This is a genomic window from Rothia sp. HMSC08A08 (assembly GCF_001808385.1).
Lineage (GTDB): Bacteria > Actinomycetota > Actinomycetes > Actinomycetales > Micrococcaceae > Rothia > Rothia dentocariosa.
The window spans coordinates 117,072-138,612 of the sequence record NZ_KV793079.1 but is presented as its reverse complement, the minus strand read 5'-3'; the positions used below and the strand labels follow the sequence as shown (position 1 = coordinate 138,612).

The 21,541-nt window shown below is 54.8% G+C and carries 22 protein-coding genes; 17 read left to right on the top strand and 5 right to left on the bottom strand.

Going from position 1 to position 21,541, the window contains the following annotated elements; translation table 11 throughout:
* The first annotated feature begins 51 nt into the window (after positions 1–51).
* Positions 52–840 (top strand): carboxymuconolactone decarboxylase family protein, encoded by a 789-nt coding sequence (locus HMPREF3164_RS09390; protein WP_048755382.1) that lies wholly within the window; start codon positions 52–54, stop codon positions 838–840.
* Between the two features lie 162 nt (positions 841–1,002).
* Here the strand turns inward: HMPREF3164_RS09390 and HMPREF3164_RS09385 are convergent, their stop codons facing one another.
* A complete protein-coding gene (locus tag HMPREF3164_RS09385) occupies positions 1,003–2,445 on the bottom strand; it encodes a glyceraldehyde-3-phosphate dehydrogenase (RefSeq protein ID WP_048755381.1) in 1,443 nt (480 codons plus the stop codon).
* Between HMPREF3164_RS09385 and HMPREF3164_RS11235 the strand changes: the two genes are divergently transcribed.
* From HMPREF3164_RS11235 to HMPREF3164_RS09345, 9 genes are all read left to right on the top strand, one after another.
* Complete coding sequence (locus HMPREF3164_RS11235; RefSeq protein ID WP_168160766.1) at positions 2,426–2,605, top strand: hypothetical protein; 180 nt, start codon at positions 2,426–2,428, stop codon at positions 2,603–2,605. The genes HMPREF3164_RS09385 and HMPREF3164_RS11235 overlap by 20 nt on opposite strands.
* A 131-nt stretch (positions 2,606–2,736) precedes the next feature.
* Complete coding sequence (locus HMPREF3164_RS09380) at positions 2,737–3,672, top strand: carbohydrate kinase family protein (protein WP_070450689.1); 936 nt, start codon at positions 2,737–2,739, stop codon at positions 3,670–3,672.
* Positions 3,673–3,704: 32 nt separating this feature from the next.
* Positions 3,705–4,283 (top strand): YbhB/YbcL family Raf kinase inhibitor-like protein, encoded by a 579-nt coding sequence (locus HMPREF3164_RS09375; protein WP_080513858.1) that lies wholly within the window; start codon positions 3,705–3,707, stop codon positions 4,281–4,283.
* 14 nt (positions 4,284–4,297) lie between these two features.
* Positions 4,298–5,131, top strand: a complete 834-nt coding sequence (locus HMPREF3164_RS09370; RefSeq protein WP_070450687.1) for an HAD-IIB family hydrolase — start codon at positions 4,298–4,300, stop codon at positions 5,129–5,131.
* A 211-nt stretch (positions 5,132–5,342) separates the two neighbouring features.
* Positions 5,343–5,657 (top strand): helix-turn-helix domain-containing protein, encoded by a 315-nt coding sequence (locus HMPREF3164_RS09365; RefSeq protein WP_048753615.1) that lies wholly within the window; start codon positions 5,343–5,345, stop codon positions 5,655–5,657.
* Positions 5,658–5,659: 2 nt separating this feature from the next.
* Positions 5,660–6,862, top strand: a complete 1,203-nt coding sequence (locus tag HMPREF3164_RS09360) for a type II toxin-antitoxin system HipA family toxin (protein WP_048753525.1) — start codon at positions 5,660–5,662, stop codon at positions 6,860–6,862.
* A gap of 552 nt (positions 6,863–7,414) precedes the next feature.
* On the top strand, positions 7,415–7,708 hold the full coding sequence (locus HMPREF3164_RS11575; protein ID WP_371440324.1) for a DUF6355 family natural product biosynthesis protein: 294 nt from the start codon (positions 7,415–7,417) through the stop codon (positions 7,706–7,708).
* A gap of 15 nt (positions 7,709–7,723) precedes the next feature.
* Positions 7,724–8,035, top strand: a complete 312-nt coding sequence (locus HMPREF3164_RS11095) for a DUF6355 family natural product biosynthesis protein (RefSeq protein WP_141744127.1) — start codon at positions 7,724–7,726, stop codon at positions 8,033–8,035.
* A gap of 685 nt (positions 8,036–8,720) precedes the next feature.
* Positions 8,721–9,263: a hypothetical protein gene (locus HMPREF3164_RS09345; RefSeq protein ID WP_006888496.1), complete on the top strand. Its 543-nt coding sequence runs from the start codon at positions 8,721–8,723 to the stop codon at positions 9,261–9,263.
* A 114-nt stretch (positions 9,264–9,377) separates the two neighbouring features.
* On the opposite strand, the gene HMPREF3164_RS09340 is transcribed toward HMPREF3164_RS09345, so the two are convergent.
* The 3 genes from HMPREF3164_RS09340 to HMPREF3164_RS09330 all read right to left on the bottom strand — a co-directional run bounded on the left by HMPREF3164_RS09340 (position 9,378) and on the right by HMPREF3164_RS09330 (position 12,526).
* Positions 9,378–10,712 (bottom strand): uracil-xanthine permease family protein, encoded by a 1,335-nt coding sequence (locus HMPREF3164_RS09340; protein WP_070450685.1) that lies wholly within the window; start codon positions 10,710–10,712, stop codon positions 9,378–9,380.
* A 171-nt stretch (positions 10,713–10,883) separates the two neighbouring features.
* A complete protein-coding gene (locus HMPREF3164_RS09335; RefSeq protein WP_070450683.1) occupies positions 10,884–11,966 on the bottom strand; it encodes an acyl-CoA dehydrogenase family protein in 1,083 nt (360 codons plus the stop codon).
* A 35-nt stretch (positions 11,967–12,001) separates the two neighbouring features.
* On the bottom strand, positions 12,002–12,526 hold the full coding sequence (locus HMPREF3164_RS09330) for a DUF4242 domain-containing protein (protein WP_070450681.1): 525 nt from the start codon (positions 12,524–12,526) through the stop codon (positions 12,002–12,004).
* Between the two features lie 557 nt (positions 12,527–13,083).
* On the opposite strand from HMPREF3164_RS09330, the gene HMPREF3164_RS09325 reads away from it, so the two are divergent.
* Positions 13,084–14,280 carry a Fic family protein gene (locus HMPREF3164_RS09325; RefSeq protein WP_070450679.1) on the top strand — a complete coding sequence of 399 codons (1,197 nt, stop codon included), beginning with the start codon at positions 13,084–13,086 and terminating at the stop codon, positions 14,278–14,280.
* A 143-nt stretch (positions 14,281–14,423) separates the two neighbouring features.
* On the opposite strand, the gene HMPREF3164_RS09320 is transcribed toward HMPREF3164_RS09325, so the two are convergent.
* Positions 14,424–15,878 carry a peptide MFS transporter gene (locus tag HMPREF3164_RS09320; RefSeq protein ID WP_070450677.1) on the bottom strand — a complete coding sequence of 485 codons (1,455 nt, stop codon included), beginning with the start codon at positions 15,876–15,878 and terminating at the stop codon, positions 14,424–14,426.
* Positions 15,879–16,122: 244 nt separating this feature from the next.
* Here HMPREF3164_RS09320 and HMPREF3164_RS09315 point away from each other — a divergent pair, with 244 nt between their 5' ends.
* The 6 genes from HMPREF3164_RS09315 to HMPREF3164_RS09290 all read left to right on the top strand — a co-directional run bounded on the left by HMPREF3164_RS09315 (position 16,123) and on the right by HMPREF3164_RS09290 (position 21,441).
* Positions 16,123–16,455, top strand: coding sequence for a rhodanese-like domain-containing protein (locus tag HMPREF3164_RS09315; RefSeq protein WP_070450675.1), 333 nt, complete (start codon positions 16,123–16,125; stop codon positions 16,453–16,455).
* Between the two features lie 177 nt (positions 16,456–16,632).
* The gene (locus tag HMPREF3164_RS09310) at positions 16,633–18,138 is read left to right on the top strand and encodes an anthranilate synthase component I family protein (protein ID WP_070450673.1); all 1,506 of its coding nucleotides are present in this window, start codon (positions 16,633–16,635) and stop codon (positions 18,136–18,138) included.
* Positions 18,135–18,926: an HAD-IIB family hydrolase gene (locus HMPREF3164_RS09305; RefSeq protein ID WP_070450671.1), complete on the top strand. Its 792-nt coding sequence runs from the start codon at positions 18,135–18,137 to the stop codon at positions 18,924–18,926. The genes HMPREF3164_RS09310 and HMPREF3164_RS09305 overlap by 4 nt, the downstream gene beginning before the upstream one ends.
* Before the next feature lie 197 nt (positions 18,927–19,123).
* Positions 19,124–19,834, top strand: coding sequence for a C4-dicarboxylate ABC transporter permease (locus HMPREF3164_RS09300; RefSeq protein WP_070450669.1), 711 nt, complete (start codon positions 19,124–19,126; stop codon positions 19,832–19,834).
* A gap of 161 nt (positions 19,835–19,995) precedes the next feature.
* The gene (gene pyrE, locus HMPREF3164_RS09295; RefSeq protein ID WP_070450667.1) at positions 19,996–20,577 is read left to right on the top strand and encodes an orotate phosphoribosyltransferase; all 582 of its coding nucleotides are present in this window, start codon (positions 19,996–19,998) and stop codon (positions 20,575–20,577) included.
* A 123-nt stretch (positions 20,578–20,700) separates the two neighbouring features.
* The gene (locus tag HMPREF3164_RS09290; protein WP_070450664.1) at positions 20,701–21,441 is read left to right on the top strand and encodes a TrmH family RNA methyltransferase; all 741 of its coding nucleotides are present in this window, start codon (positions 20,701–20,703) and stop codon (positions 21,439–21,441) included.
* Positions 21,442–21,541: the final 100 nt, after the last annotated feature.

The following is a 21,541-nucleotide window of genomic DNA, read 5'->3' as shown; positions in this document are numbered from 1 at the left end:
ATGCAGATTTCTCTATCGCATCATGTCATCACCAGGAAGGTAGTTAAGATTATGGCTGCTGAAAACAATGAACGTTATCTGCGTGGGAAAGAGGTACTTGCCCGGGTAGAGCAGAACCCTCACGGATCTATTCTTGATAGCTTAGCTTCTTTTTCGCCTGACTTAGAACGGTTTGTCGTGGAGTTTGGGTATGCAGATGTTTTTGATCGGGAAGGTTTATCCGATCAGGCCCGCCAGCTCATCACCATATCTGCTCTGGCCGCACTTGGGAATGCAGCTCCGCAGCTGGAATTCCACATTAATGGTGCCCTCAATGTGGGCTGTTCTCCTGAACAGATTATCGAGACTTTTATCCATGTGACCATATACGCTGGTTTCCCCGCTGCATTAAATGCCGTCTCTGTTGCCCGTAAGGTTTTCACCGAACGCGGTATTGACGTGAACTTAGATACGCATAGCACCGAGCCTGACAAGCGTTTCGAGGTAGGCTCTTCGTATCTTGAGCGTGTAGATGGAGCTGGTGGCGAGGCTGTGGTTGAATCGCTTCAAGATATTGCACCAGATTTAGGCCGCTACATTGTCGAGTACTCATTTGGCGATGTTTATTCTCGACCCGGGCTGAGCCTGTGGGAACGCGAACTGGTCTCTGTGGCTGCGTGCAGCGCTTTAGGAACGTGCGTGCCTCAGCTGCATGTTCATATCAACGGCTTCTTGAATGTAGGCGGCACTCAAGACGAACTTGTGGAACTGATGATTCAGATAGCGGTCTATGCAGGATTCCCCGCCGCCCTAAATGCTATCGCCAGTTTGCGGAAAGTATTAACGGAGAATAATGCATAATGACGATGCGCGCGAAGTGGTGAAACCAGGGGTTTAAAGGTGGCTCTGTTCGCAGGTCGGCGCATAAAAATATACGGGTGGCTCCCTGAAAATATGTCAGGGAGCCACCCGTATATTCTTATCAAGTTATATAGCTATTCGGCTATATGTACTACTCAAACCTTATTTTGTGGGGTACGAAGGTGCTTCTTCGCCAGCCATGCGTTCGAGCACGCGTACTACCTGGCAGGAGTAACCGAACTCGTTGTCGTACCAGACGTACAGGATGGCTGAGTCGTCGGTGACGACGGTGGCAAGCGCATCCACGACACCTGCGTTACGGGAACCCACAAAGTCGGTGGAGACGGCCTCATGCGAATCGGAGTAACCGATCTGGCGGCGAAGCTCACCGTTGAGGGCAACCTGGCGGAAGACCTCGTTCAGCTCATCCTTAGAACCGGCGGGCTTAGCCAGCTTCACGTTCAGAATAGCCATCGAAACGTCCGGGGTGGGAACGCGAATAGCGTTACCGGTCAGCTTGCCCTCCAACTGGGGGAGTGCCTTAGAAACAGCACGTGCCGCGCCGGTTTCGGTAATCACCATGTTCAGCACCGCCGAACGGCCGCGACGATCACCCTTGTGGAAGTTATCGATCAGGTTCTGATCATTCGTGAAAGCGTGCACGGTCTCCACGTGACCGCGTTCCACACCGTACACGTCATCAAGAACCTTCAGCGCGGGGGTAATCGCGTTGGTCGTGCAGGATGCCGCCGAAAGAATCTTATCGTCGTCGGTAATGATGCTATCGTTCACGCCGAAGACAATATTCTTCATATCGCCCTTACCGGGAGCGGTCAGCAGAACGCGGGAAATACCGGGGCGCTCAAGGTGCTGGGTCAGCCCCGGAACATCGCGCCAGCGGCCGGTGTTATCGACCAGAAGCGCATCCTCAATACCGTACTCGGTGTAATCCACAGTGGTCGGATCTGACGAATAGATGAAACGCACCGGCAGACCGTTAGCAATAATGGTGTCGTTCTCGGCATCTACCTTAATCGTGCCCTTGAACGGACCGTGCACCGAATCGCGCGCCAGCAAAGAAGCACGCTTCTCAAGATCGTTCTCGGTATTCTTGCGCACCACCACCGCACGCAGACGCAGGTTTGCCCCCAGCGATGAGGAACGCTCCAGCAGAATACGCGCCAACAGACGGCCAATGCGCCCGAAACCATAGAGCACCACATCCTGCTGCTTAACGGTCTCGCCCTTCTTACCAACCGATGCGCCAACCTGCTCGGGCAACCACATGGAGAAGTCGGGGGAGCCCGCATCAACATGCTGGCGATGCAGAGCCGCAATGTTGATCGAGCAGGGACCAAGGTTAAGGTCAAAAAGTGCCTGAACCAGCTCTAGCGTATGCTCGGGGTTCAGCGGGGTTCCATCAACCTTCGCGGCACCATCATGCAGGCGCAACAGCTGAATAACGGACTTATTAACCAGGCTGCGACCGTGAATATTAAGAACTACACCGTTCTCGCGGTTTAGCTTACCGATGAGGGGAATCATCTCTTCGGCCTGGGTTTCGCGGGCAATCCACTGCTCGTGAGTGTTTTCGGGAGTCGTCACTCTTGACCTTCTTCCTCAATGGACGTCTTCGTCGGAATTTGTTGTTCGCGCCGATGCGCATGCCCAGCTTATCGGGCAGCACGCAACCGACTCTGCTTTAAGTCTAACCTCTGCGGCGAATGGTTTTATTCCCTCACGCCGTCGAATCTGTGAAATCTAGCACGCTTTGCACAATGCACTACGCCCGAAGCCAATAAAGCCCACACAAGCCCTCACACAAGAAGCGAAAACAACGGGGATAACACACAGAAACACACTCCACCGCGAGGCAACCTTGAGTAGAATTGAGACATGTTAACTGTCATCGGTGAAGCACTCGTAGACGTCGTCCACAGCAACGATGCCCCCATGCACGCCTACCCCGGCGGATCTCCCCTCAACGTCGCCGTAGGCGCCGCGCGTCTAGGGCACAAGACCCGGTTTATCGGCCACTACGGAACCGACGAACACGGCGCCAGCATCGCCGCGCACCTGAGCGCATCCAAAGTGCAGGTACCCTTCGAGCCGCGCGCCGCACGAACCTCAACCGCGCAGGCGTATATTGGGGAAGACGGCGCGGCACGCTACGAATTCGATATCGACTGGAGCCTCGACAGCTACGCCGACGACATTCTAGCCCTAGCCCCCAGCTGCGAAGCGCTGCACACCGGCTCTATCGGGGCGATGCTCGAACCGGGCGCCCACGTGGTTGCTCAAGCACTCACGGCGGCACGCGAAAGCGCCCTCATCAGCTACGATCCAAACTGCCGCCCCACCATTATTAGCGACCGTGCCCTCGCCCAGAGCTGGGCAGAAAAATTTGCTGCGCTCGCGTCGGTGGTGAAGGCAAGTGACGAAGACCTGATGTGGCTATATCCTGACCGTTCCCTTGCAGAAACCGCGCATGCCTGGCTCGACCTCGGCGTAGAGCTGATGGTGATAACCCGCGGTGAAGGCGGGCCGATCGCCTACACCCGTGCATACCCCAACGGGATTGAAGAACCGGCCTATCGCGTGGAGGTCGCAGATACCGTAGGCGCGGGCGATTCGCTCATGGCGGCGCTGATCGCCGCACTCCTCGACAGAGGCATCAGCGGTGCCCAAGCACGCACCAAACTTGCCGCACTCACCCGCGAAGATATTCAAAATCTGCTACGATTCTCCGCAACGGCGGCGGGAATTACCGTCTCGCGTTCCGGAGCGAACCCGCCCACCCGCGAAGAACTTAACGCCGTACTCAACGGCTAAGTCAGCCACCCAACCAAACGAGGAGGACTACCGTGACTAACAACCTCGGCACCGCACCCCTGCCGCGTGAACCCTACGCCGGGCTGCCCGACCTGCCGCTCTTCAACCTGACCTCCACCGACCTTGAAAACGGCGCCGCCGCGCCCACCGCCATGCTCTCGGCGCTCTTCGGCGTGCCCGGCGGGCAGGATCAGTCTCCGCAGCTGAGCTGGTCGGGATTCCCCGAAGAGACCAAATCCTTCGTTGTCACCTGCTACGACCCGGATGCGCCCACCCCCAGCGGGTTCTGGCACTGGACCGTATCAAACATCCCCGCATCGGTTACCGCGCTTGAGACCAACGCGGGCGCTATCGTCGGCGGTCAGGGTGGCGCGGCGCTTCCCGCCGGGGCGATAGCGCATCGCAACGACGCCGGAACCCCCGGATTCGTGGGTGCTGCACCTCCAGCAGGGCACGGGCCGCACCGCTACATATTCTGCGTGACTGCCGTGGACGTACCCGAACTTGAGGTAGACGAAAACACCTCGCCCGCCGTCGTGAACTTCAACCTCTTCTTCCACGGCATCGCGCGCGCCTTCTTAACCGTCACCTACGCAGAACCGGCGGAGTAGGCGCTTATTCTCGCATGATTAAGCTCATCGCCAGCGATCTGGACGGCACGCTCATCGGGCCTGATTTTCGTTTTCGCCCCCGCACCCTGCACGCCCTAGAGGCGGCGCGTGCGGCGGGCATCGACATCGTGTTCGTGACTGGGCGCCCGAGCCGTTGGCTTACCCCGCTGCGGGAACAAACCGATTTTGACTCCTACGCCATTTGCTCGAACGGTGCCGTAGTGTATCATCTGGGCGCCAACGAAGTAGAGGCGGTTAACGGCGCCGAACCCGCTGTGATCGAGCGTGCCCACACTCGGCTTGAGCCGATATTCCCCGAGGTCACCTACACCCTCGAAACCGTAGATACCGTCTACATTCAGGGTCCGCACGACGGGGGAGACGTGCTTGAGGGCGCTCGCGTGGTTGAATCCTCTATGGCGGAGGCATTCGTGGCGCTCGGCGATACTCCAATCATTAAATATCTGGTTCGGGTGCCTGGTATGGACCCCGATATTCTGCATGTGCGTGTAGCGCAGACCGTGGGTGAGCTGGTGTCGGTCACGCGCGGGGTTGTGGGCGAGCCGCTGATCGAGATGGGCTCGAAGACCGTGAATAAGGGGCGCACTCTCGCCCAATTTGCCGCAAGGCACGGTATTGAGGCGCATGAGGTGATGGCTTTTGGCGATATGCCTAACGATGCCGAAATGCTGTGCTGGGCGGGTCGCGGGTATGCGATGGCATCCGGCGAGCCTGCGCTGATTAAGAAGGTGGGGCGCACCTGCCCGCCCTTCGGGGAAGACGGCGTGGCGCAGGTGATCGAGTCGATGCTTCGGGGGCGCGGTGAGGCACAGTACCGAGCGATGTAGCCTCGCGACTGCATGCCATGCGGCCTCATTCAAATCCTCATCTAAATTTTTGCCTCTCATCTAAAAAGTTTTGGATGAGAGGCGTATTTTTTTGGATGAGGGAGCCGTCGAAAGTACGTACTGGGCATGAAACGGTCGTCTATATAGAAATAATTCTTTCTATTATCGCTTATACTAGAAATAATTCTTTCTATATGAGGGTATGGAGATTATGGCGTATATTCCCACCAAAGTGCGCCGGGCCGCGCGGACGATAGGCGAGCAGCTGCGCATCCAACGCAAACTGATGGGTCTGACCGCCCAGATGGTTGCGCAACGTGCAGACATTACGACCGTGACCCTGCGGCGCATTGAGCAGGGCGAATCGGTGCGTACTGACGTACTTTTTCGTGTGCTGCGGGTGCTCGGCATGCTGGATGCGGTCGTCACCGCTACCGACCCGTACCTCACGGATGTCGGCCGCCTGCGTGCCAGCGAAAAACTACCCAAGTCGGTGCGCATCCCTAAAAGCGAAATGGGCTGGTAACTATGAGTGAAACAGTGCAGGTTACGACAGTGGCAGGCGACCGTGAGGTAATCGCTGGTCGTCTTTTCATCAACCGTGGAACCGGAGTATTTCACTACGATGCAGCATATCTAGCGAATCCTGCCGCCTACGCTCTTGCCCCATCGCTCCCTCTTGTTGCTGGCGCACAGCCCCTTGATGGGTTGGGCGGGCTGAGCGATTCTGCCCCTGACAGGTGGGGACGTAAACTCTTGCAGCGTGCACGAAAACGCACCTCGCTCAGTGAGTTCGACTATCTTCTGGGGGTAGATGATGCCGGGCGGCAGGGGTCTTTACGATATTGGATAGACGATACCCCGTTAAGCTCCGATGGTACGGGTATACCCCATGAGCTGGATTTGCCCGAACTGCTGACGACAGCGGATGCTATAGAGCTTGATCCGTCTGCCGTAGATGATATTCAGGCGCGGCGTCTTTTCCGTGCTACCGGCTCGCTAGGCGGCGCCTGCCCAAAGGCAAATGTGCTGATCAATGGCGAGTTGTGGCTCGCAAAGTTTCCTAAGCCTGTGGGTGATGAGTGGGATCTCATGGGGTGGGAGTACACTCTCAACCGCCTGGGCGCTGATCTGGGTATTATCGTGCCGCAAGCGCGCCTGCTGAAAATTACCGATATTAATGGTGAAGATCGGCATATCTATGTGGCGCGTCGTTTTGACCGCCTGCAGGACAGTCGGCAGCGCATCCCCTATATTTCTGCGATGACGGCACTGGAAGCGTCCGACGGCGATGGCGGGGACTGGGTCGATGTGGTGGAATATGCCCGAGAAGAAGGCGCAGATACCGAGCAGCTGTGGAAGCGCGCTATGCTTGGGGTGCTTGTGGGGAATACCGACGACCATTTGCGTAACCACGGGTTTTTGCGGTTTGGGCGTGAATGGGGAATAGCCCCGTGTTTCGATATGAATCCAACCCCTGACGGTGATACCCATCAGCTGGCTCTCTTCGGCGATCCCTCATATGAACCTTCTGCGCTTGTCTCTAAAGATTCGCTTTCTCTTTTTGGAGTATCTGAGCAGGATGCGCACGGCTGGCTGCGAACCGTAGCTCCTCTGCTGGAACGTGCCCCGGAACGCGCTCGCGGCTATGGGGTGGATGCGCCCAGCGCCTCTGTGATGCGCCCACGTTTTGAGCGTGCAACACAAGCAGTGCGGGAACTGAGGGATTAGAAGTTTATGATAAGCGGTGTATTTCAGAGAGTTATTTAGCGATAAAATATAAATATATTTTTAAAGTATAGATAATGCATGAACCCTTGGAGTATAAGCATAGCATTATGAAATGCCTCTATAGATCGTGAAATAAATTTATATAAAGCTGACATGCTTAATATTTAAATTAAAGTTAAGTATTTGTGTAGATAAAATTTACTTTTATTTTTTGCCAGATATTTGACACGGGTCAAAAATATGCCTATATCGAGAATCAGAGTTATTTTTTATACTCATCATCCGAGTTTTTCCTTTTGAAAAAGGAATAATAAACGATCTGCACAAACACAACTACAATGATGAAAAGGATTATTGGAACTAGTATGTATTGGGGTATATCTGTATGCCTATCCAATATATCCAATCCAAAGATAACAATAAGGAACGCCATTAGATAGTCTGTTTTTGTCTTCATATTTTTATTATAACATTCATTTTGGAGGGTTAAAGTTGAAGGGTAAAAGGCTTATAGCTTCTGTTCTTGCACCTGCCCTAGCTGGCGGTGTACTTGTGGTGCTTTCGCCACCAGCACATTCTCATCCTTGTGGGTACTTTACTGAGTGGGAAGAGCATGACTCGTGGGCGCATTTGTCAATTTTTGGCTTTTTCGATGTAGATCCATTCGGAGGCAAGCGAGAAATTGCACACTATGGGCACTGTACTAATGACGGCTCCAATGTTAAAGTCCACGTGGATACAGCACAAGGAGGGGAAGAGCTTTGTCTTCAGCCGGGTGACACACGTCTTGGGTTCACGAGTATGCATAAGAAAATTTCTAATGCATACGCAATAGGCTCATGTTAGGAGGCTTTATTTCTCATGAAGAGTAAGTCCAAAATATTTGCTGCGGCTCTGATCACTTCTACATTTTTTGCAATATCAGGTTTTGTTTCTGCTGCTCCGGCTCATGCGGCGTCCCCGTGTGGATGGACCGCCGATGAAACGTGGTGGTTTCCGGATGAATATGCTGAAGCCGGAACTTATAACCACTGTGGTGATGGCAATATGGGTGTTAAGGTTCAACATACATATGCTGAACGGGATATATGTGTTACTCCTGGAGAAACCAGGCTATTTGCAGATCCTGCCATTGGTGCTATAACTTTCGCGTATGCTACGGATCCGTGCTAATCGTATACCGTAATTTTGCGGTTCCATGTTAAAGCTTAAGCAATCGAGTATTGGCGGGGGTAATATTTTACCTCCGCCAATACATTCTTAACTATTTAATCATTAAAGGATACATTATATAATCTAAAGCGAAAAATTTGAAGTGGCAGTCTCATTACTGCTTGGTATCAGAGTAGATGATTGTACTCAAAATATTTTCAGACGGTTGATGGGAGTGTGGCTAATGAGTGCAGGGTAAAGTTCTGTATTAATTTAATTATTCTAACTAGGCAATCACGCTTACTTCTAGACAGTTAAGTTGTTTTTCATTATGCTTATTATGATTCAAGGGGTGGCTCTAAGCGCAAGTTACCAAATTCTTGATAAGAACTTGAAGTCTGAAAATCTATAGGGTACGCACGGTTAAGAGCTATTTTTTTAGTAACACAGAAGTCGTATACAATTTTTGCAAAGACAAGAATGAAGATGATGAGAACTGTCGGAACTGTTACGTATTCAGGGATATTTATGTTCCAGTCGAGAAGATCCAATCCGCACATAATAATGAGTAGGGTCATGAGGTAGTTCGATTTCGTCTTCATCTTTCCCACTCTAACATTGCCGAGTGCAAGAATTCTTGCACCTATCAGCTTTATAAAGCCATATAAAGCTGATAGGGTGGTGTGTACAAGGGAAGGAGTGCATCATGCCTAAGAGTTTAGCGACCGAAGAGTTCATCACAGGTGTTCTACACGATACTGAGCGGCGCATCCGTGAACAGATCGATCGGGGTGAAATCACTCCCACTGCCGAGTCTATGCAGGAGCTCTCGAACGCGCTCTCGCATACGGTTGAAGTGCGCAAGGGTGCGCGGGGGTCTGGGAAGTATATTGGCAAGGTGAAGGACAGCCGCAGCACCCGCGAATACCTTGGCGGCATCAGTCTGCAGGCCCTCAACGATAGGGTGCGCAAGAACAATATTCTGCGCCTCAAAAACAAGGCGGGGCGTAACGGATATCCGGTTTTTCAGTTCAAAGACGGGGCAGTGGATCCGCAGGTTCGGCAGGTTATTAAAATATTGTTAGATAGCGGTCTTACCGAGTGGGGTGTAGCTTTTTGGCTTGCTCGTCCGTCGAAATTCTACGATAATCGCCCCGCAGTTGAGTACATGAAGGACTCCGAAGAGAACTTCAAGCTCGTTGTTGCTCATGCTCATGAGGACGCTGCTAACCGGAGGGCAAACTACTGATATTTCTTGATGGGACAAAAAGCGGGAGCGTTTTCTTCATTCGGGAGCACTTTAACCGCTCCCGAATGAAGAAAACGCTCCCGGAACTCAAGGGATTGTGGGCAAGCCCAGCAGTTAGTGTCCCAGCTCGTCGTGGTCCCTGTCAGTGAAGGGTTCCAGCGGGTCGCCCGCCGCCCTAGTGCGTTTGGCGATGAACGTCATCAGGTGGAACACAATCAAGGTCGCCGCCGTGCCGAGTGCAATACCCGCGAACGACAAGCCCGAGAACTCCCAGGTGTAATCTGCGATGCCCACAATCAGTGCAACAGCGGCGGTCGTCAGGTTAATCTGATTTGAGAAATCCACACGGTTTTCGCTCCAGATGCGCACGCCGAGCATCCCGATCATGCCGTAGAGCACGGTTGCGGCACCTCCAAGAACACCCGCCGGAACGGTCGCAATTGCCGCGCCAAACGCCGGGAAAAGCGAGAGAGCGATCGCGAAAATCGCGGCTACCCAGTATGCCGCCGTCGAATACACCTTGGTTGCCGCCATGACACCGATATTCTCGGCGTAGGTGGTCGTACCGGAACCGCCGCCAAAACCGGCGACAGTGGTCGCTAAACCGTCCGCCATGAGCGCGCGACCCGAGTACTCATCCAGGTTCTCGCCCGTCATGAGCGCCACCGACTTCACGTGCCCAATATTCTCAGCAACCAGCACCAGAATCACGGGAATAAACAGCCCGGCAAGCTCCCAGTGGAACTCGGGGCTCTGAAAATGCGGTAGACCGATAATGCCCTGCTGCTGCACGGTCTTTTCGATGGTCGAGAAGTCTACCTCGCCGCGCACAACCGCAGTCACATACCCGATGATCACGCCCAACAGAATCGAGAGGCGACCAATAATACCCTTGAACAGCACCGAAATCAGGATAATCGAGATAAGGGTTACGAGCGCGGTGATGGGCGCCTTCATGAAGTTCGCTTTCGCACTCGGTGCCAGGTTGAAGCCGATGAGCGCCACGATCGCGCCGGTCACCACGGGCGGCATGAGCTTCGTCAGCCAGCCGGTACCTGCAAACTGCACAATAACACCCACCAGGAAGAGCGACAGGCCCGCCATGACGATGCCGCCGAGCGCACCCGCCGGGCCGTGCTGGTTTGTCGCCGCCGCCAGGGGTGCGATAAATGCGAAGGAAGAGCCCAGATACGAAGGCACACGCCCGCGCGTGATGAGCAGGAATAAGACGGTGCCCACACCCGAGAAGAACAGCGTGGTTGCGGGCGGGAAACCGGTCAGCAGCGGGACGAGGAAGGTTGCGCCGAACATCGCCACCACATGCTGGGCGCCGATGCCGATCGTAATAGGCCAGGCGAGGCGTTCGCTCGGCGCCACGACCGAGCCGGGTTTAATACTTCTGCCGTCGCCGTGCAGACGCCAGCCAAAACCGGATTTCTGTGTGTTCATGGGATGCGATCTCCAGGTGAAGGTGAGGACAAAATTCCCAGTAATTTTACACCTGTTGAGCCTGGTGTGCGCATTGTAAAAAGGCTCTTTATTTGAATAAAGAGTGTTTTTTGCCGCTTTATTCAAATAAAGAGCCTTTTTAGGGTTGGGGGAGGCGGTGGCAGGTTGCCGCTACAGTGCCGCCTGCAAATCCTCTAAGTGGTCGTACTTTGAGAGCTCGAAACGCAGATGTCCCTCAGTCGGCGACTGCACCGGCAGGAAAGAAGCCTCACGTAAACGCCGCGCAGTCGGCGAGGAAGCAACGTAACCGGCGCCTCCAACAACCTGCAATTCAAAATGCGTAGCAATCGTTGCCAGATGCGAAACACCTAGACGCAAGCTCAACAAATCGCGACGCTCGGCACGCTGCGGCTCACGCGCCAAACGCACCAGCTCATCGCGCAAGCTCTCGTACTCGCCTACAATCAGCGGGAACTCAGAACTGAAAATACCCTGCGAAGCCTCAAGATGCTTCGAAGCCTCCACCAGCGCACCGGCGGCAAGACCCAAGCAGAATGCGGACTGCACCAGCAAGAACGGCGCGGTCACATCGTTAAGGAAGCCCTCAAAATTATCGGTCAGAATATCCTCGGTCGGCACAAAAACATCCTCAAAAATGATCGTGCCAGACTCGGTTCCGTTGAGCGCCAGCAGGTTACGGTGATATACAACCTTCAACCCCGGAACATCCTGGCGAACCGTCACAATATACCGGTTCGGATGCCCCTCCTGCGCATTCTGCACAGCTACCGGCAGCACAATCACGCCGCCCGGGTACAGGTTAGAAGCCCACGACACCGTGCCGTTGAGTTTCACACCGCCCTCTACCAAAGTGCCCAAAACCTTGATCGGTGCAAGCCCCGAAGCCTCCTTATACGCTGCCGCCATCGCGCTCGTACCGCTCGTCGTGGCCTCAGCCAAACCCTCGGGCAGCTCACGGTTCACCGCATCAAAGAACGCAATCGTAGAACGATGCGCCCACAGCGAGAACCCGGTTGTCGCATCCTGCGAAGCAAGGTCAAAAGCAACCGAAACCTGCGGAAGCAAAGACCCGGTGCGCCCCAGAGTCAGCAGACCATCCTTCGCAATCTCGCGCAGATTCTCAAACGGGGAACGCTCACCGGCATCGACGGCATCTGCGTGTTCGGCGGCAAGCGCAAGCACGCGCTCGCGCTGAGGATAATCCTCAAGAGGTTCAAGAGTGAATTCAGACATGGTAGAGAGCTCCTATATGCAATGTGCAGGTGTGCTTATGCGTGTAGCTTGAAGAGACGGTCGATGGGGGTGCTCACGGCTTTGCGGGCGCGAAGTACCGCATCCTCATCGGGTGCGTCATAGAAGCACAGGCACTTGGCGGTATCCTCACGCACATAGGTTCGCAGGAAGGAAACCTCGGGCACCTCGGCGTACTTGGGTGCGTTCGCCTTCTTGCGAGTCAGGTACTGCTCCATTGTGATTTCGGCGGGAATATCCCACTCAACCAGGTAGTCTGCATCTTTCTTGAGCTTCTTGATGTCGTCGAGTTCTGCGCCCACCAAGCGAACCTCGTCGGGGCCAACCACGGATGCGCGCTCGCCAATGGCCGCAGTGAGGGCGGGTGCGAACGCGGTATTCTCAGACTCGATGATAGCGAAGATCAGCTTGTGATCGGCGGAAACCTGGGTTTCGATGAGCTCCGCGCCTTCGTTCAGGGAGTTAGAAACGGTTTCGATGAGTGCGGTTGCCTCGTCCTTGGATGCGGTTGCTGGGGTCAGCTCGATCAGGTACAGTGCCATGTCTGTTTTCTCCTTAGATAGGACGTTGTCTTTTACCTGCCTGTGCGGCGGGTCTGGCATATACCCTAAACCGGTCGCGGGCGCGGCGCATAATGTTTTTCGCTATGAGTCCTAAAACGAAGATTTAAGAACCCTTCACCCGTCACATGAAGTAATGCGGAGACACAAAACGTCATGTTACAGCGGTGACGGGAATATTTATACGGCGTCTAATGTTCGGGGCGGGTTTAAGATCCTGACGGTTAGGATACGCAGCGAGCAAAACCTGACTTTTGGTAGCGTAACTGGCTGACTTTTGGTAGCGTAGAATGCCTCTATTTACTATCTGACTAGTGAAAATACGTGTTTTGTCAGATCTGCTGATGAGGGGCTTATTCTGCCCTTATGCCCCTGCTGGCTAAATAGCGTGCAGTAGCTTGCCCTAGCGAGAAATGAGACCTCTATTTTCTCAATAGTATTCTTAATGAGAAAATAGAGGTTCAAATTCTCATTAACTGCCCGTACTTACCTCATTTTTTAGGGCATTCCCTATCATGCAGCAGAAAGGAGCGTGGGGTATGCCAGCCATCTCATGGGCTTCTCTTGATTGGGAACAGCAGCCTCTGTGGCAGCATCGTGACCCACTCGTATCCCGTCGTGCTCGTCAGCGGAACACTGGCGAGTTTAAAAGTGCCGTTACACCGCGCATCGCCGAGCAAACACCTCAGCTTTCCCCGCAGCTACATACTCTGGTGCAGGACTGCACGCGCACGATTACTCGCTTCGACGAGCAGCATGCGGCGTTAGGTGGTGTGCCATTTGCGGCGGTGCTTTTGCGGGGTGAATCGGCATCAAGTTCGCAGATTGAAAACCTGACGGTTTCAGCACGTAGGTTATCGTTGGCGGTGGTGGGCGCTTCCAGCTCTGCCGTGGGGCATAATGCCGAGTTGGTGGCACGCAATGTTCGCGCCATGCAGGCAGCTTTAGGGGCGGCAGAGAGCCTGACCATTGAATCTATCGTGCATATGCACCATGAATTGACGGCTGGCACCCTAGATGACGCCGGGAAATTCCGCCAACAGTGGGTGTGGGTTGGCGGGCAGTCGCCTGTAACAGCAGATTATGTGGCACCGCACTGGAAGCTAGTACCCGCCGCCATGAATGACCTCGTTGAATTTATGGCGCGTCGTGATCTTGACCCGCTGGTGCAGGCTGCCATCGCTCATGCACAATTTGAGACTATTCACCCTTTTACTGATGGGAATGGGCGTACCGGTCGGGCGCTTATTTCGGCTTTGCTCATGGCCCGTGGAGTCACCGAACATGTTGTGCTGCCAATTTCTTCGGGGCTTCTGCATGACGTCGCAGACTATATTGCGGCGCTTACCGCATACCGCGCTGGAGATATAGAGCCTATGATCCGGTGCTTTATTCAAGCTTCAAATGCTGCTGTCGAGAACGCTCGTATTCTGGCAGAGGATATCTCCGGATTGCGCGATAAAATTCTGGGAACAGCACGTCGAACAACATCCGCTTTGAAGGCGGTCGCCGATTTTTGCTGCACCGAACCGGCTTTTACGGTACAGATGGTGGAGCAGAATACGTCTGTGGCACCGGCAACGATATACCGCATTATCGCAACCCTTGAGAAAGCGGGGGTGATACGCCGTGAGAAAACCTTTGTTGCGGGTCAGCGCGTATGGACGGTTCCTCACCTTAACGATGCGCTTGATGCATTCGCGGCGCGTGCCGGGCGGCGCATCCAGGCTGAATAATCATGTTGTGAGAGGCTCTATACCCCTCCTGGAATATAACGTAGGCGGCATATACCCAAGTCAAACCACAGAAATTAAAACTGGTGGGTGCATCTTCAAGTGTTGAAGATGCACCCACCGCTATATATGCCTAAAACGGAATACTACCTCACATCGCGCATAAGTTTCTGGATGGGTGCACGGCAGAGGAAGAGGACAATACCAGCAATAACCGAAACGGCACCCACCCAAACAAAGTAAGAAGCCTCAGTGTCTTGGCTGTAGAACTGCGCGCACCAACCCGCGAATGCGGTACCCATCGCCAGCGAGGTCCAGTAAAGCGCCATCATGTTCACCTTATAGGCTTCGGGCGCGAGCCTGGTGGTCAGCGCCATACCCGTGGGCGAAATCGTAAGCTCGGCAACAGTGAAGATGAACATGATGATAACCATCCAGTAGACCGCCACGCGAGAGACACCCACCTGCGTGAGGAAAACCCAGTATGCCGGGCCGATAATCACGAGCGCGAGTGAGAACTTGGTGGTTGTGCGCGGCTGCCGATCGCCCAATTTCGTCCACATGGCGGCGAACCCCGCCCCCAGAAGAATCACGAAAATAGGGGCAAGGGAATTGACGAGGGTCGGAGGAAGATCCATGCCCAGAATATGCCAGTCGAGTCGCTCATCAGAATAGATGGGAATGACCGTGAACTGCTGCTGGTAGAGCGCCCAGAAAATAGCGTTGGCAATCCAGAGGGGAATAAACGCCCACACCCGCGAGCGTTCGGTGTTGGTTACGTTCTTGGCGGTGAGCAACTGAATAAAGAGAGCTATGGCCCCGATGCCGACGGCGCTTACCACCCACGTGGCGAGGTTGCCTGTAGTCATCCAGCCCATCATGACCAGCAGGAATGTTATGAGAGCTATACCTGCCAGAACACCGGCTAGAATACCGTTCTGACGTGGGGTGAAAGGAACGGTTACCTCGTGCACCGACTCGGGCAGGTTCTTGCGAGTGAGTACATATTGAATAAGCCCGGCCGCCATGCCGATAGCCGCGATTCCGAAGCCGAAGTGGAAGCCTAGCCAACCCCATCCCCAGCCGGTTAGTGCCGGGCCTAAAAGCGCACCGATGTTGATGCCGATATAGAAAAGCGTGAACCCCGCTTCGCGTTTGGGGTCGTCTTTGCTGTAGAGCGAACCGACCAGAACCGATGCGCTGCTTTTGAGACACCCTGAACCGATCGCGACCAGAAGCAGACCGGTGATCACGCCAGCTGCGCCGGGCATGACCGCAAGGACAATGTGCCCCGCCATAATACCGATAGCGGAATAAAAGAGGGTGCGTTCGGGGCCTAGGACGCGGTCGCCCAAAATACCGCCGAGGATCGCCATGAGGTAAACGGTTGCACCATACGCTCCCATAGCGCCGGTGGCTGCTTCTTTGGGGATCCCTAATCCGCCGTCTTCGATAGAGTGGTACAGGTAGTAGAGAGCAAGAGCTTGCATCCCATAGAATGAGAACCGTTCCCACATTTCCACGGTGAAAAGATTGGCGAGCATCGGCGGATGCCCAAAGAATGTTCGCGGCTTATGCGCCGCTGGTTGCGTGGCTACCATAAAGCCTCCCAAGAATACACAGACCGGAAGTGTTCTAGGTTATATTTCCTTAGTGTATACCTGTAAAATGCATATGTATACAGATGTTTGTGCAGAAATTAGGCATAAATTCCGTATTTACTCTGCATGAAATCTCATGTCTAATGGTGGGGCTGGGGTGTATTGCGTGCACGCGCGCGTGCCTTATGACCTCAAAATTTTGTAGAGTTGATAATGTATCTCACGAGACTACAGAGGAGAATCCATGAATAACGTACCCCAGGTAACCCCTGCCGATGTTCCTGCCGGTGCCAAGATTATTGATGTGCGCGAAGACTACGAATGGGAAGGCGGCCACGTTGCTGGTGCCCAGCACATCACCCTAGGAACGCTGACCGAACGACTTGCAGAGCTGCCCGGCAAAGATGAAGAATTCTATGTAATCTGCCACGGTGGTGGGCGCTCAAATCGTGCGGCTGAATACCTGCGCCAGAACGGATACCAGGCGAAAAATATTGCTGGCGGAACAAGTGCTTGGTTCACCGCAAAGCTGCCCATGGAAAGCGAAAACGGGCAGGAACCTGCCGTCGTTCACTAATGACGCTATACCCTAAAAATTTGGAATATATCTGGTTTAACTAGTGTATATAGCCAAAACGACATATAAAGATGCGGCACCCCAGCCCCCGAAATGGCTGCTGGTGCCGCATCCTTTGTATTCGGGTCAAAACCACGCCGCTCAAGACCGACGGTAAAGCACTCTACAATAGGAAACGTGATTCTTCAGCACGATCAATACCCAACGCTGCACGTGCGTGCCCTCGACTTCGAGATAACGCCCGAGGCTGCATACCCCGTGATCGCTGCGGGTGCTCGGTACGCCTATTGGCTTGATTCTGCACGAGAAGAATCGCCCATGTCTCGCGTCTCGTATGTAGGGGTCGTCCCGCACTGGGCGGCTGTGTTGCGCATCGAAAACGCACGCGAGGCAACAAACCCGACACCTTGGGATGCCCTCGACACTGCGCTTGCCAGCATGGCTGAACCCGACAATATCGCCGAGCTGCCCGAAGGCTTGCGCGGTGGTTACGTGGGTTATTTCGGGTACGAGGCGCGTGCCGCCCTGCACCCCGGGCGCATCGGATACACACCCCGGCACACGGCGCAAACCCCGGATTCTCTCTGGATGCCCGCCGTGCGGTACCTGACCTATGAACATGAAACCCGCCGCGCGTGGCTGCTTGGTGATGAACCCTGGCTTGAGGAAATCGAGCCGCGTTTGCGCGAACTGGCGCGGGAAGATTCTTTGCGCGACGAGGCACAGAGCAATAACGCGCCTAGTGGCGATAAACCATTGATCCAGCATGTGGAGCATCTGCTTTTTGAAGCCCCGGATTGTGAAAGCTATTGCGCAGATATTGAGCGCGCACAATGGCATATTTACGAGGGGAATAGTTATGAGGTGTGCCTGAGCGCCGAAAGTACCGCGCGGGTAGAACATCCTCTCACGCCAGATCAGCTTTTTGAGCTGTACCGCACTCAGCGCAGGCACAATCCCGCACCCTATGCCGCCTATTTGCGGTGCGGCGATTTCTCTGTGCTTTCTTCGTCTCCTGAGCGTTTTCTGATGGTTGATACGCACGGAAACGCCGAAACGAAGCCGATTAAAGGGACGTGCCCGCGCGGTGCGAATCCTCAGGATGACGCCGCCGCGGCTCACTGGCTGCGGCACGATGCGAAAACCTGTGCCGAGAACCTGATGATCGTCGATCTTTTGCGCAACGACCTCTCGACGGTGAGTGACCCCGCGAGCGTGCAGGTTCCTGTACTCATGAGCGTGGAAAGTTATGCAACGGTGCATCAGCTTGTTTCTACCGTCACTGCGCGTCTTAAACCCGAAATTTCCGCGGTGCATGCCAGTGCGGCGTGCTTCCCTGGCGGATCTATGACCGGCGCACCCAAGCCCTCAACAATGAATATTATTGAGGATCTAGAGGCGCGCCCCCGCGGCGTATACTCGGGTGCTCTCGGATTCTTCTCGGCGGATGGCGGTGCCAATCTCTCTATTGTCATACGCACCTTGGTTGCGCACGATAACGGGCTTATAACCCTTGCCGCTGGCGGCGCGATTGTCGCCGATTCAGACCCGAACGCCGAGTACGAAGAAATGCTGACGAAACTGCGTGCGGCGCTTCCGCCGAGTGTGGGGCGCATCGTTGAAAAGGGTGTGAGTAAGCAGAGCGTCGCCGCGACCGACCGGGAAAGCCCAGGAATATTATGAATTTTGTCTTCGATATTGACGGCACCACCAGCTTTAACGGCATGGTGATTGAGCCCGCCATTGAGCGCGAAATCTATGCGCTGCTGCGGGCGGGACACCGCATAGTTTTTGCCTCCGCCCGACCGGTGCGCGATATTCTGCCCATGCTCTCTGAGGATGTGCGCACGCATAGCGGGCTGGCGCTGATCGGCGCGAACGGTTCGCTGCTGTATCGGGACGGGCAGCTGCGGGCGCGGGAACACCTGGATGCGCATAGTTATGCGAAAATTCGGGACCTTATCGAACGTCATGGACTGCACTATATTGCGGATTCCCTGGACTCTTACGCCTTTGATTTGCCCGATGCGCATGTGCTCGTGGAGCGGCTAAACCCCGAGGGAACCGACCGCCTAGTTTCTTTGAAAGACCTGGAGAATCCTGTCAAAATAATTCTGCTTGACATCAATAATCCGCATCTTTACGCCGAGCTTGAAGAGACTATTGCGAGCCTAAACCTGCATGTGACTAAGCACCAGGATGCCACCACGAGTATTGACTTGGCACCCGGGGGAGTGCATAAAGTTTCGGCTCTTCCGCAGGCGCTTGGCGCGCGTCCGGGCGAAAAACCCGACCCCTATATCGCGTTTGGGAACGACATGAACGATGTAGGGCTGCTTGAGAGTGCTCAGTATGCGGTTGCGGTGGGCTCGCATGAATCCTTGCTGCCGCTCGCAGATCTGACGGTGGACCCGCATCCGGATGCGGTCGCCGCCGCCATTCGCGCACTCGCGTCCCCGCCCGCCTTGTAAAAAGGCTCTTTATTTATATCAAGCAGTTTTTAACGCTTTATTCACTATCAAGGCTCTTTTGATGCGGCATGTTCGGTGCAGTCTGAAATCCGACGAACCATCGCAGAATACCCCTATTTCACATAATTTCGGCTATGCTCTAGAGGTGGTTTCACAAAGCCATCTTTCCGCACACAATATTTGAAGGAGCATTACCGATGAGTGAAAACATTACGTCCGGTCAAGAAAAACCGCAGAATTCCCCGTCTGTTCAGCAAACTTCTTCTCAGCAGCCTATGATGCAGCCCGCACCGACAGTTTACGCCTCTGCAGCTTCAATACCAGCCATTCGACCCAAAATTACGGCGTTGGCTATGACCGCTTTTATAGTCAGTCTGGCGTGCGCGCTCTTACGCCTCGTTGAGTTCGGTACCATGAGGTCTGCCATGAGCTCTCTGCAGACTGTGGCTGCGATGAATGGCGGGCAGTCACTCAGAAACTACAGTACTCTAGAATCGTTTGTGTCCTTTATTTCTCTTCCGCTGTTCCTCAGCATTATTCTGTACGTCCTGTTCGGTGTTTTCATCTACCGAGGATACAACTGGTCGCGTATCGTCATGACCGTTATCGCTATTTTGGCTCTTGCCGGTATTGTTTTGCACACGTTTATCACATCGGCGGCTTTGAGCGGCATGAATGAAGAAAGGTCATCGCTCGCGCCCGGTTTTACGTCTTCCCTTTCCACGCTCATTGTGATCTACGTGGTGTTGTTTATTGCTAACGTTGCCCTGATTGTTTTCTTGTGGCTGCCCGGGACCAACAGGTTTATGCGTGACTCCAAGGCGTACCGTCTGGCACAGAATCCGATGGCTCAGCCCACAGTCGTACAGGCGCAGCCCGTTCAGCCCCAGGCGCCGCACCAGAACTAACCTGCATATTTAGGGGCAGTAGGTGCTAAAAAGGCTCTTTATGTGAATAAAGAGCCTTTTTTACGCGGCAGAGAGCCGGGACGCACCCCTAAGGCACCTAAGGCATAGCCCTGGACACCCACCGCCAGCCCGTGCCCGGGGTAACCCGCTAAACTTGAAATATGACTAAACTTTCCGAAACCCTGCCCATCGAAGAAGCCCGCGAACGTTTGCGCCAGCTCATCTCCGAGCTTGCCGTGGTGCGCGGTAAAGTGACTCTTGCCTCCGGGAAAGAAGCCGACTACTACGTCGACTTGCGCCGTATCACCCTGCATCACGAAGCGTCGCGTTTGGTCGGTCAGGTGATGCTCGATCTGCTCGATCGTAACGGCATCGAATTTGAGGCCTCCGGGGGTCTGACGATGGGCGCCGACCCGGTTGGTTCCGCAATTATGCGCGCGGCGGGCGATCAGGACCGCGCTATCGATTCGTTTGTGGTGCGTAAGGCGCAAAAGTCCTACGGCATGGGTCGCCAGGTTGAGGGGCCCAGCGTTGAGGGTCGCCGCGTGGTTGCTGTCGAAGATACTTCCACCACCGGCGGGTCCGCGTTAACCGCCGTGGATGCACTGCGCACAGCGGGCGCCGAGGTCGTCGCCGTCGCCGTCATCGTAGATCGTGCAACCGGGGCGAAAGAACATATCGAGGAGGTTGCCGGGGTTCCCTGCTTCTACGCCTACTCCAAGGATGATTTAGGGCTCGACTAGGGGCTTTGTAGATGCCCGTGCGTGCTGGCAACCAGTGGCGTGCGGGCATCGCCGCACCGCCCGCCGCCCAGATTCATTCGCCGCGCATCCGGCACTATATGTACGCGCCATCAGAAAGAAACCATGAGTTCCCCAAGCCATCAGACCCCCCTTGACCCCTCAGATTCCGGGCAGGATTCCCGTGTGAACGAGTCTGCAGAGCCGCAGAATACACCGCAGGAGTACCCCGAAAGCGAGGCTTTCGGAACTCCCCGGTTTGAGGTTGGCGTCGGCCCCTGGGAGGGTGAGTGGCCTGAGGGTGAGCATTGGGATGAACAGCTTCTGCGCGAGGGCGACCGCCGCAATGTGGTGGATAAGTACCGTTACTGGAGCATGGAGGCGATTATCGCCGACCTTGACACGCGCCGCCATGATTTTCACGTCGCGATCGAGAACTGGCAGCACGATCTGAATATCGGTACCGTGGTGCGCACCGCAAACGCCTTTTTGGCGAAGGAAGTGCACATTATTGGTAAGAAACGCTGGAACCGACGCGGTGCGATGGTGACCGACCGGTATCAGCATGTGCGGCATCACCCCACGATTGAGGACTTTGTGGCGTGGGCGCAGGGCGAAGGGCTGGACATTATCGGTATCGATATTTTTCCGGATTCGGTGCCGCTTGAAACCTACGATCTGCCGAAGAACTGTGTGCTGGTTTTTGGGCAGGAAGGCCCAGGGTTGTCGGAGGAAATTCACGCCGCCGCACGCGATACGCTCTCGATCGAACAATTCGGTTCAACCCGGTCGATGAACGCGGCAACCGCCGCCGGGATCGCGATGCACGCCTGGGTGCGCCGCCACGTTTTCGGACAGAAACCTTAAAGCAAATACACCGCGAGCAGGTAGGATTTTGCCGAAAAGGTAGGAAAATCCTACCTGCTCGAACCAAAAACCACCTGCTCGCGGTGTTGTGTAGGGGAGT

Bases quoted from the DNA above. Each gene is read 5' to 3' on its own strand.
- HMPREF3164_RS09390 (WP_048755382.1), top strand. From the start codon at position 52: ATGGCTGCTGAAAACAATGAACGTTATCTGCGTGGGAAAGAGGTACTT.
- HMPREF3164_RS09380 (WP_070450689.1), top strand. From the start codon at position 2,737: ATGTTAACTGTCATCGGTGAAGCACTCGTAGACGTCGTCCACAGCAAC.
- HMPREF3164_RS09370 (WP_070450687.1), top strand. From the start codon at position 4,298: ATGATTAAGCTCATCGCCAGCGATCTGGACGGCACGCTCATCGGGCCT.
- HMPREF3164_RS09365 (WP_048753615.1), top strand. From the start codon at position 5,343: ATGGCGTATATTCCCACCAAAGTGCGCCGGGCCGCGCGGACGATAGGC.
- HMPREF3164_RS09360 (WP_048753525.1), top strand. From the start codon at position 5,660: ATGAGTGAAACAGTGCAGGTTACGACAGTGGCAGGCGACCGTGAGGTA.
- HMPREF3164_RS11095 (WP_141744127.1), top strand. From the start codon at position 7,724: ATGAAGAGTAAGTCCAAAATATTTGCTGCGGCTCTGATCACTTCTACA.
- HMPREF3164_RS09345 (WP_006888496.1), top strand. From the start codon at position 8,721: ATGCCTAAGAGTTTAGCGACCGAAGAGTTCATCACAGGTGTTCTACAC.
- HMPREF3164_RS09340 (WP_070450685.1), bottom strand. From the start codon at position 10,712: ATGAACACACAGAAATCCGGTTTTGGCTGGCGTCTGCACGGCGACGGC.
- HMPREF3164_RS09335 (WP_070450683.1), bottom strand. From the start codon at position 11,966: ATGTCTGAATTCACTCTTGAACCTCTTGAGGATTATCCTCAGCGCGAG.
- HMPREF3164_RS09330 (WP_070450681.1), bottom strand. From the start codon at position 12,526: ATGGCACTGTACCTGATCGAGCTGACCCCAGCAACCGCATCCAAGGAC.
- HMPREF3164_RS09325 (WP_070450679.1), top strand. From the start codon at position 13,084: ATGCCAGCCATCTCATGGGCTTCTCTTGATTGGGAACAGCAGCCTCTG.
- HMPREF3164_RS09320 (WP_070450677.1), bottom strand. From the start codon at position 15,878: ATGGTAGCCACGCAACCAGCGGCGCATAAGCCGCGAACATTCTTTGGG.
- HMPREF3164_RS09315 (WP_070450675.1), top strand. From the start codon at position 16,123: ATGAATAACGTACCCCAGGTAACCCCTGCCGATGTTCCTGCCGGTGCC.
- HMPREF3164_RS09305 (WP_070450671.1), top strand. From the start codon at position 18,135: ATGAATTTTGTCTTCGATATTGACGGCACCACCAGCTTTAACGGCATG.
- HMPREF3164_RS09300 (WP_070450669.1), top strand. From the start codon at position 19,124: ATGAGTGAAAACATTACGTCCGGTCAAGAAAAACCGCAGAATTCCCCG.
- pyrE (WP_070450667.1), top strand. From the start codon at position 19,996: ATGACTAAACTTTCCGAAACCCTGCCCATCGAAGAAGCCCGCGAACGT.
- HMPREF3164_RS09290 (WP_070450664.1), top strand. From the start codon at position 20,701: ATGAGTTCCCCAAGCCATCAGACCCCCCTTGACCCCTCAGATTCCGGG.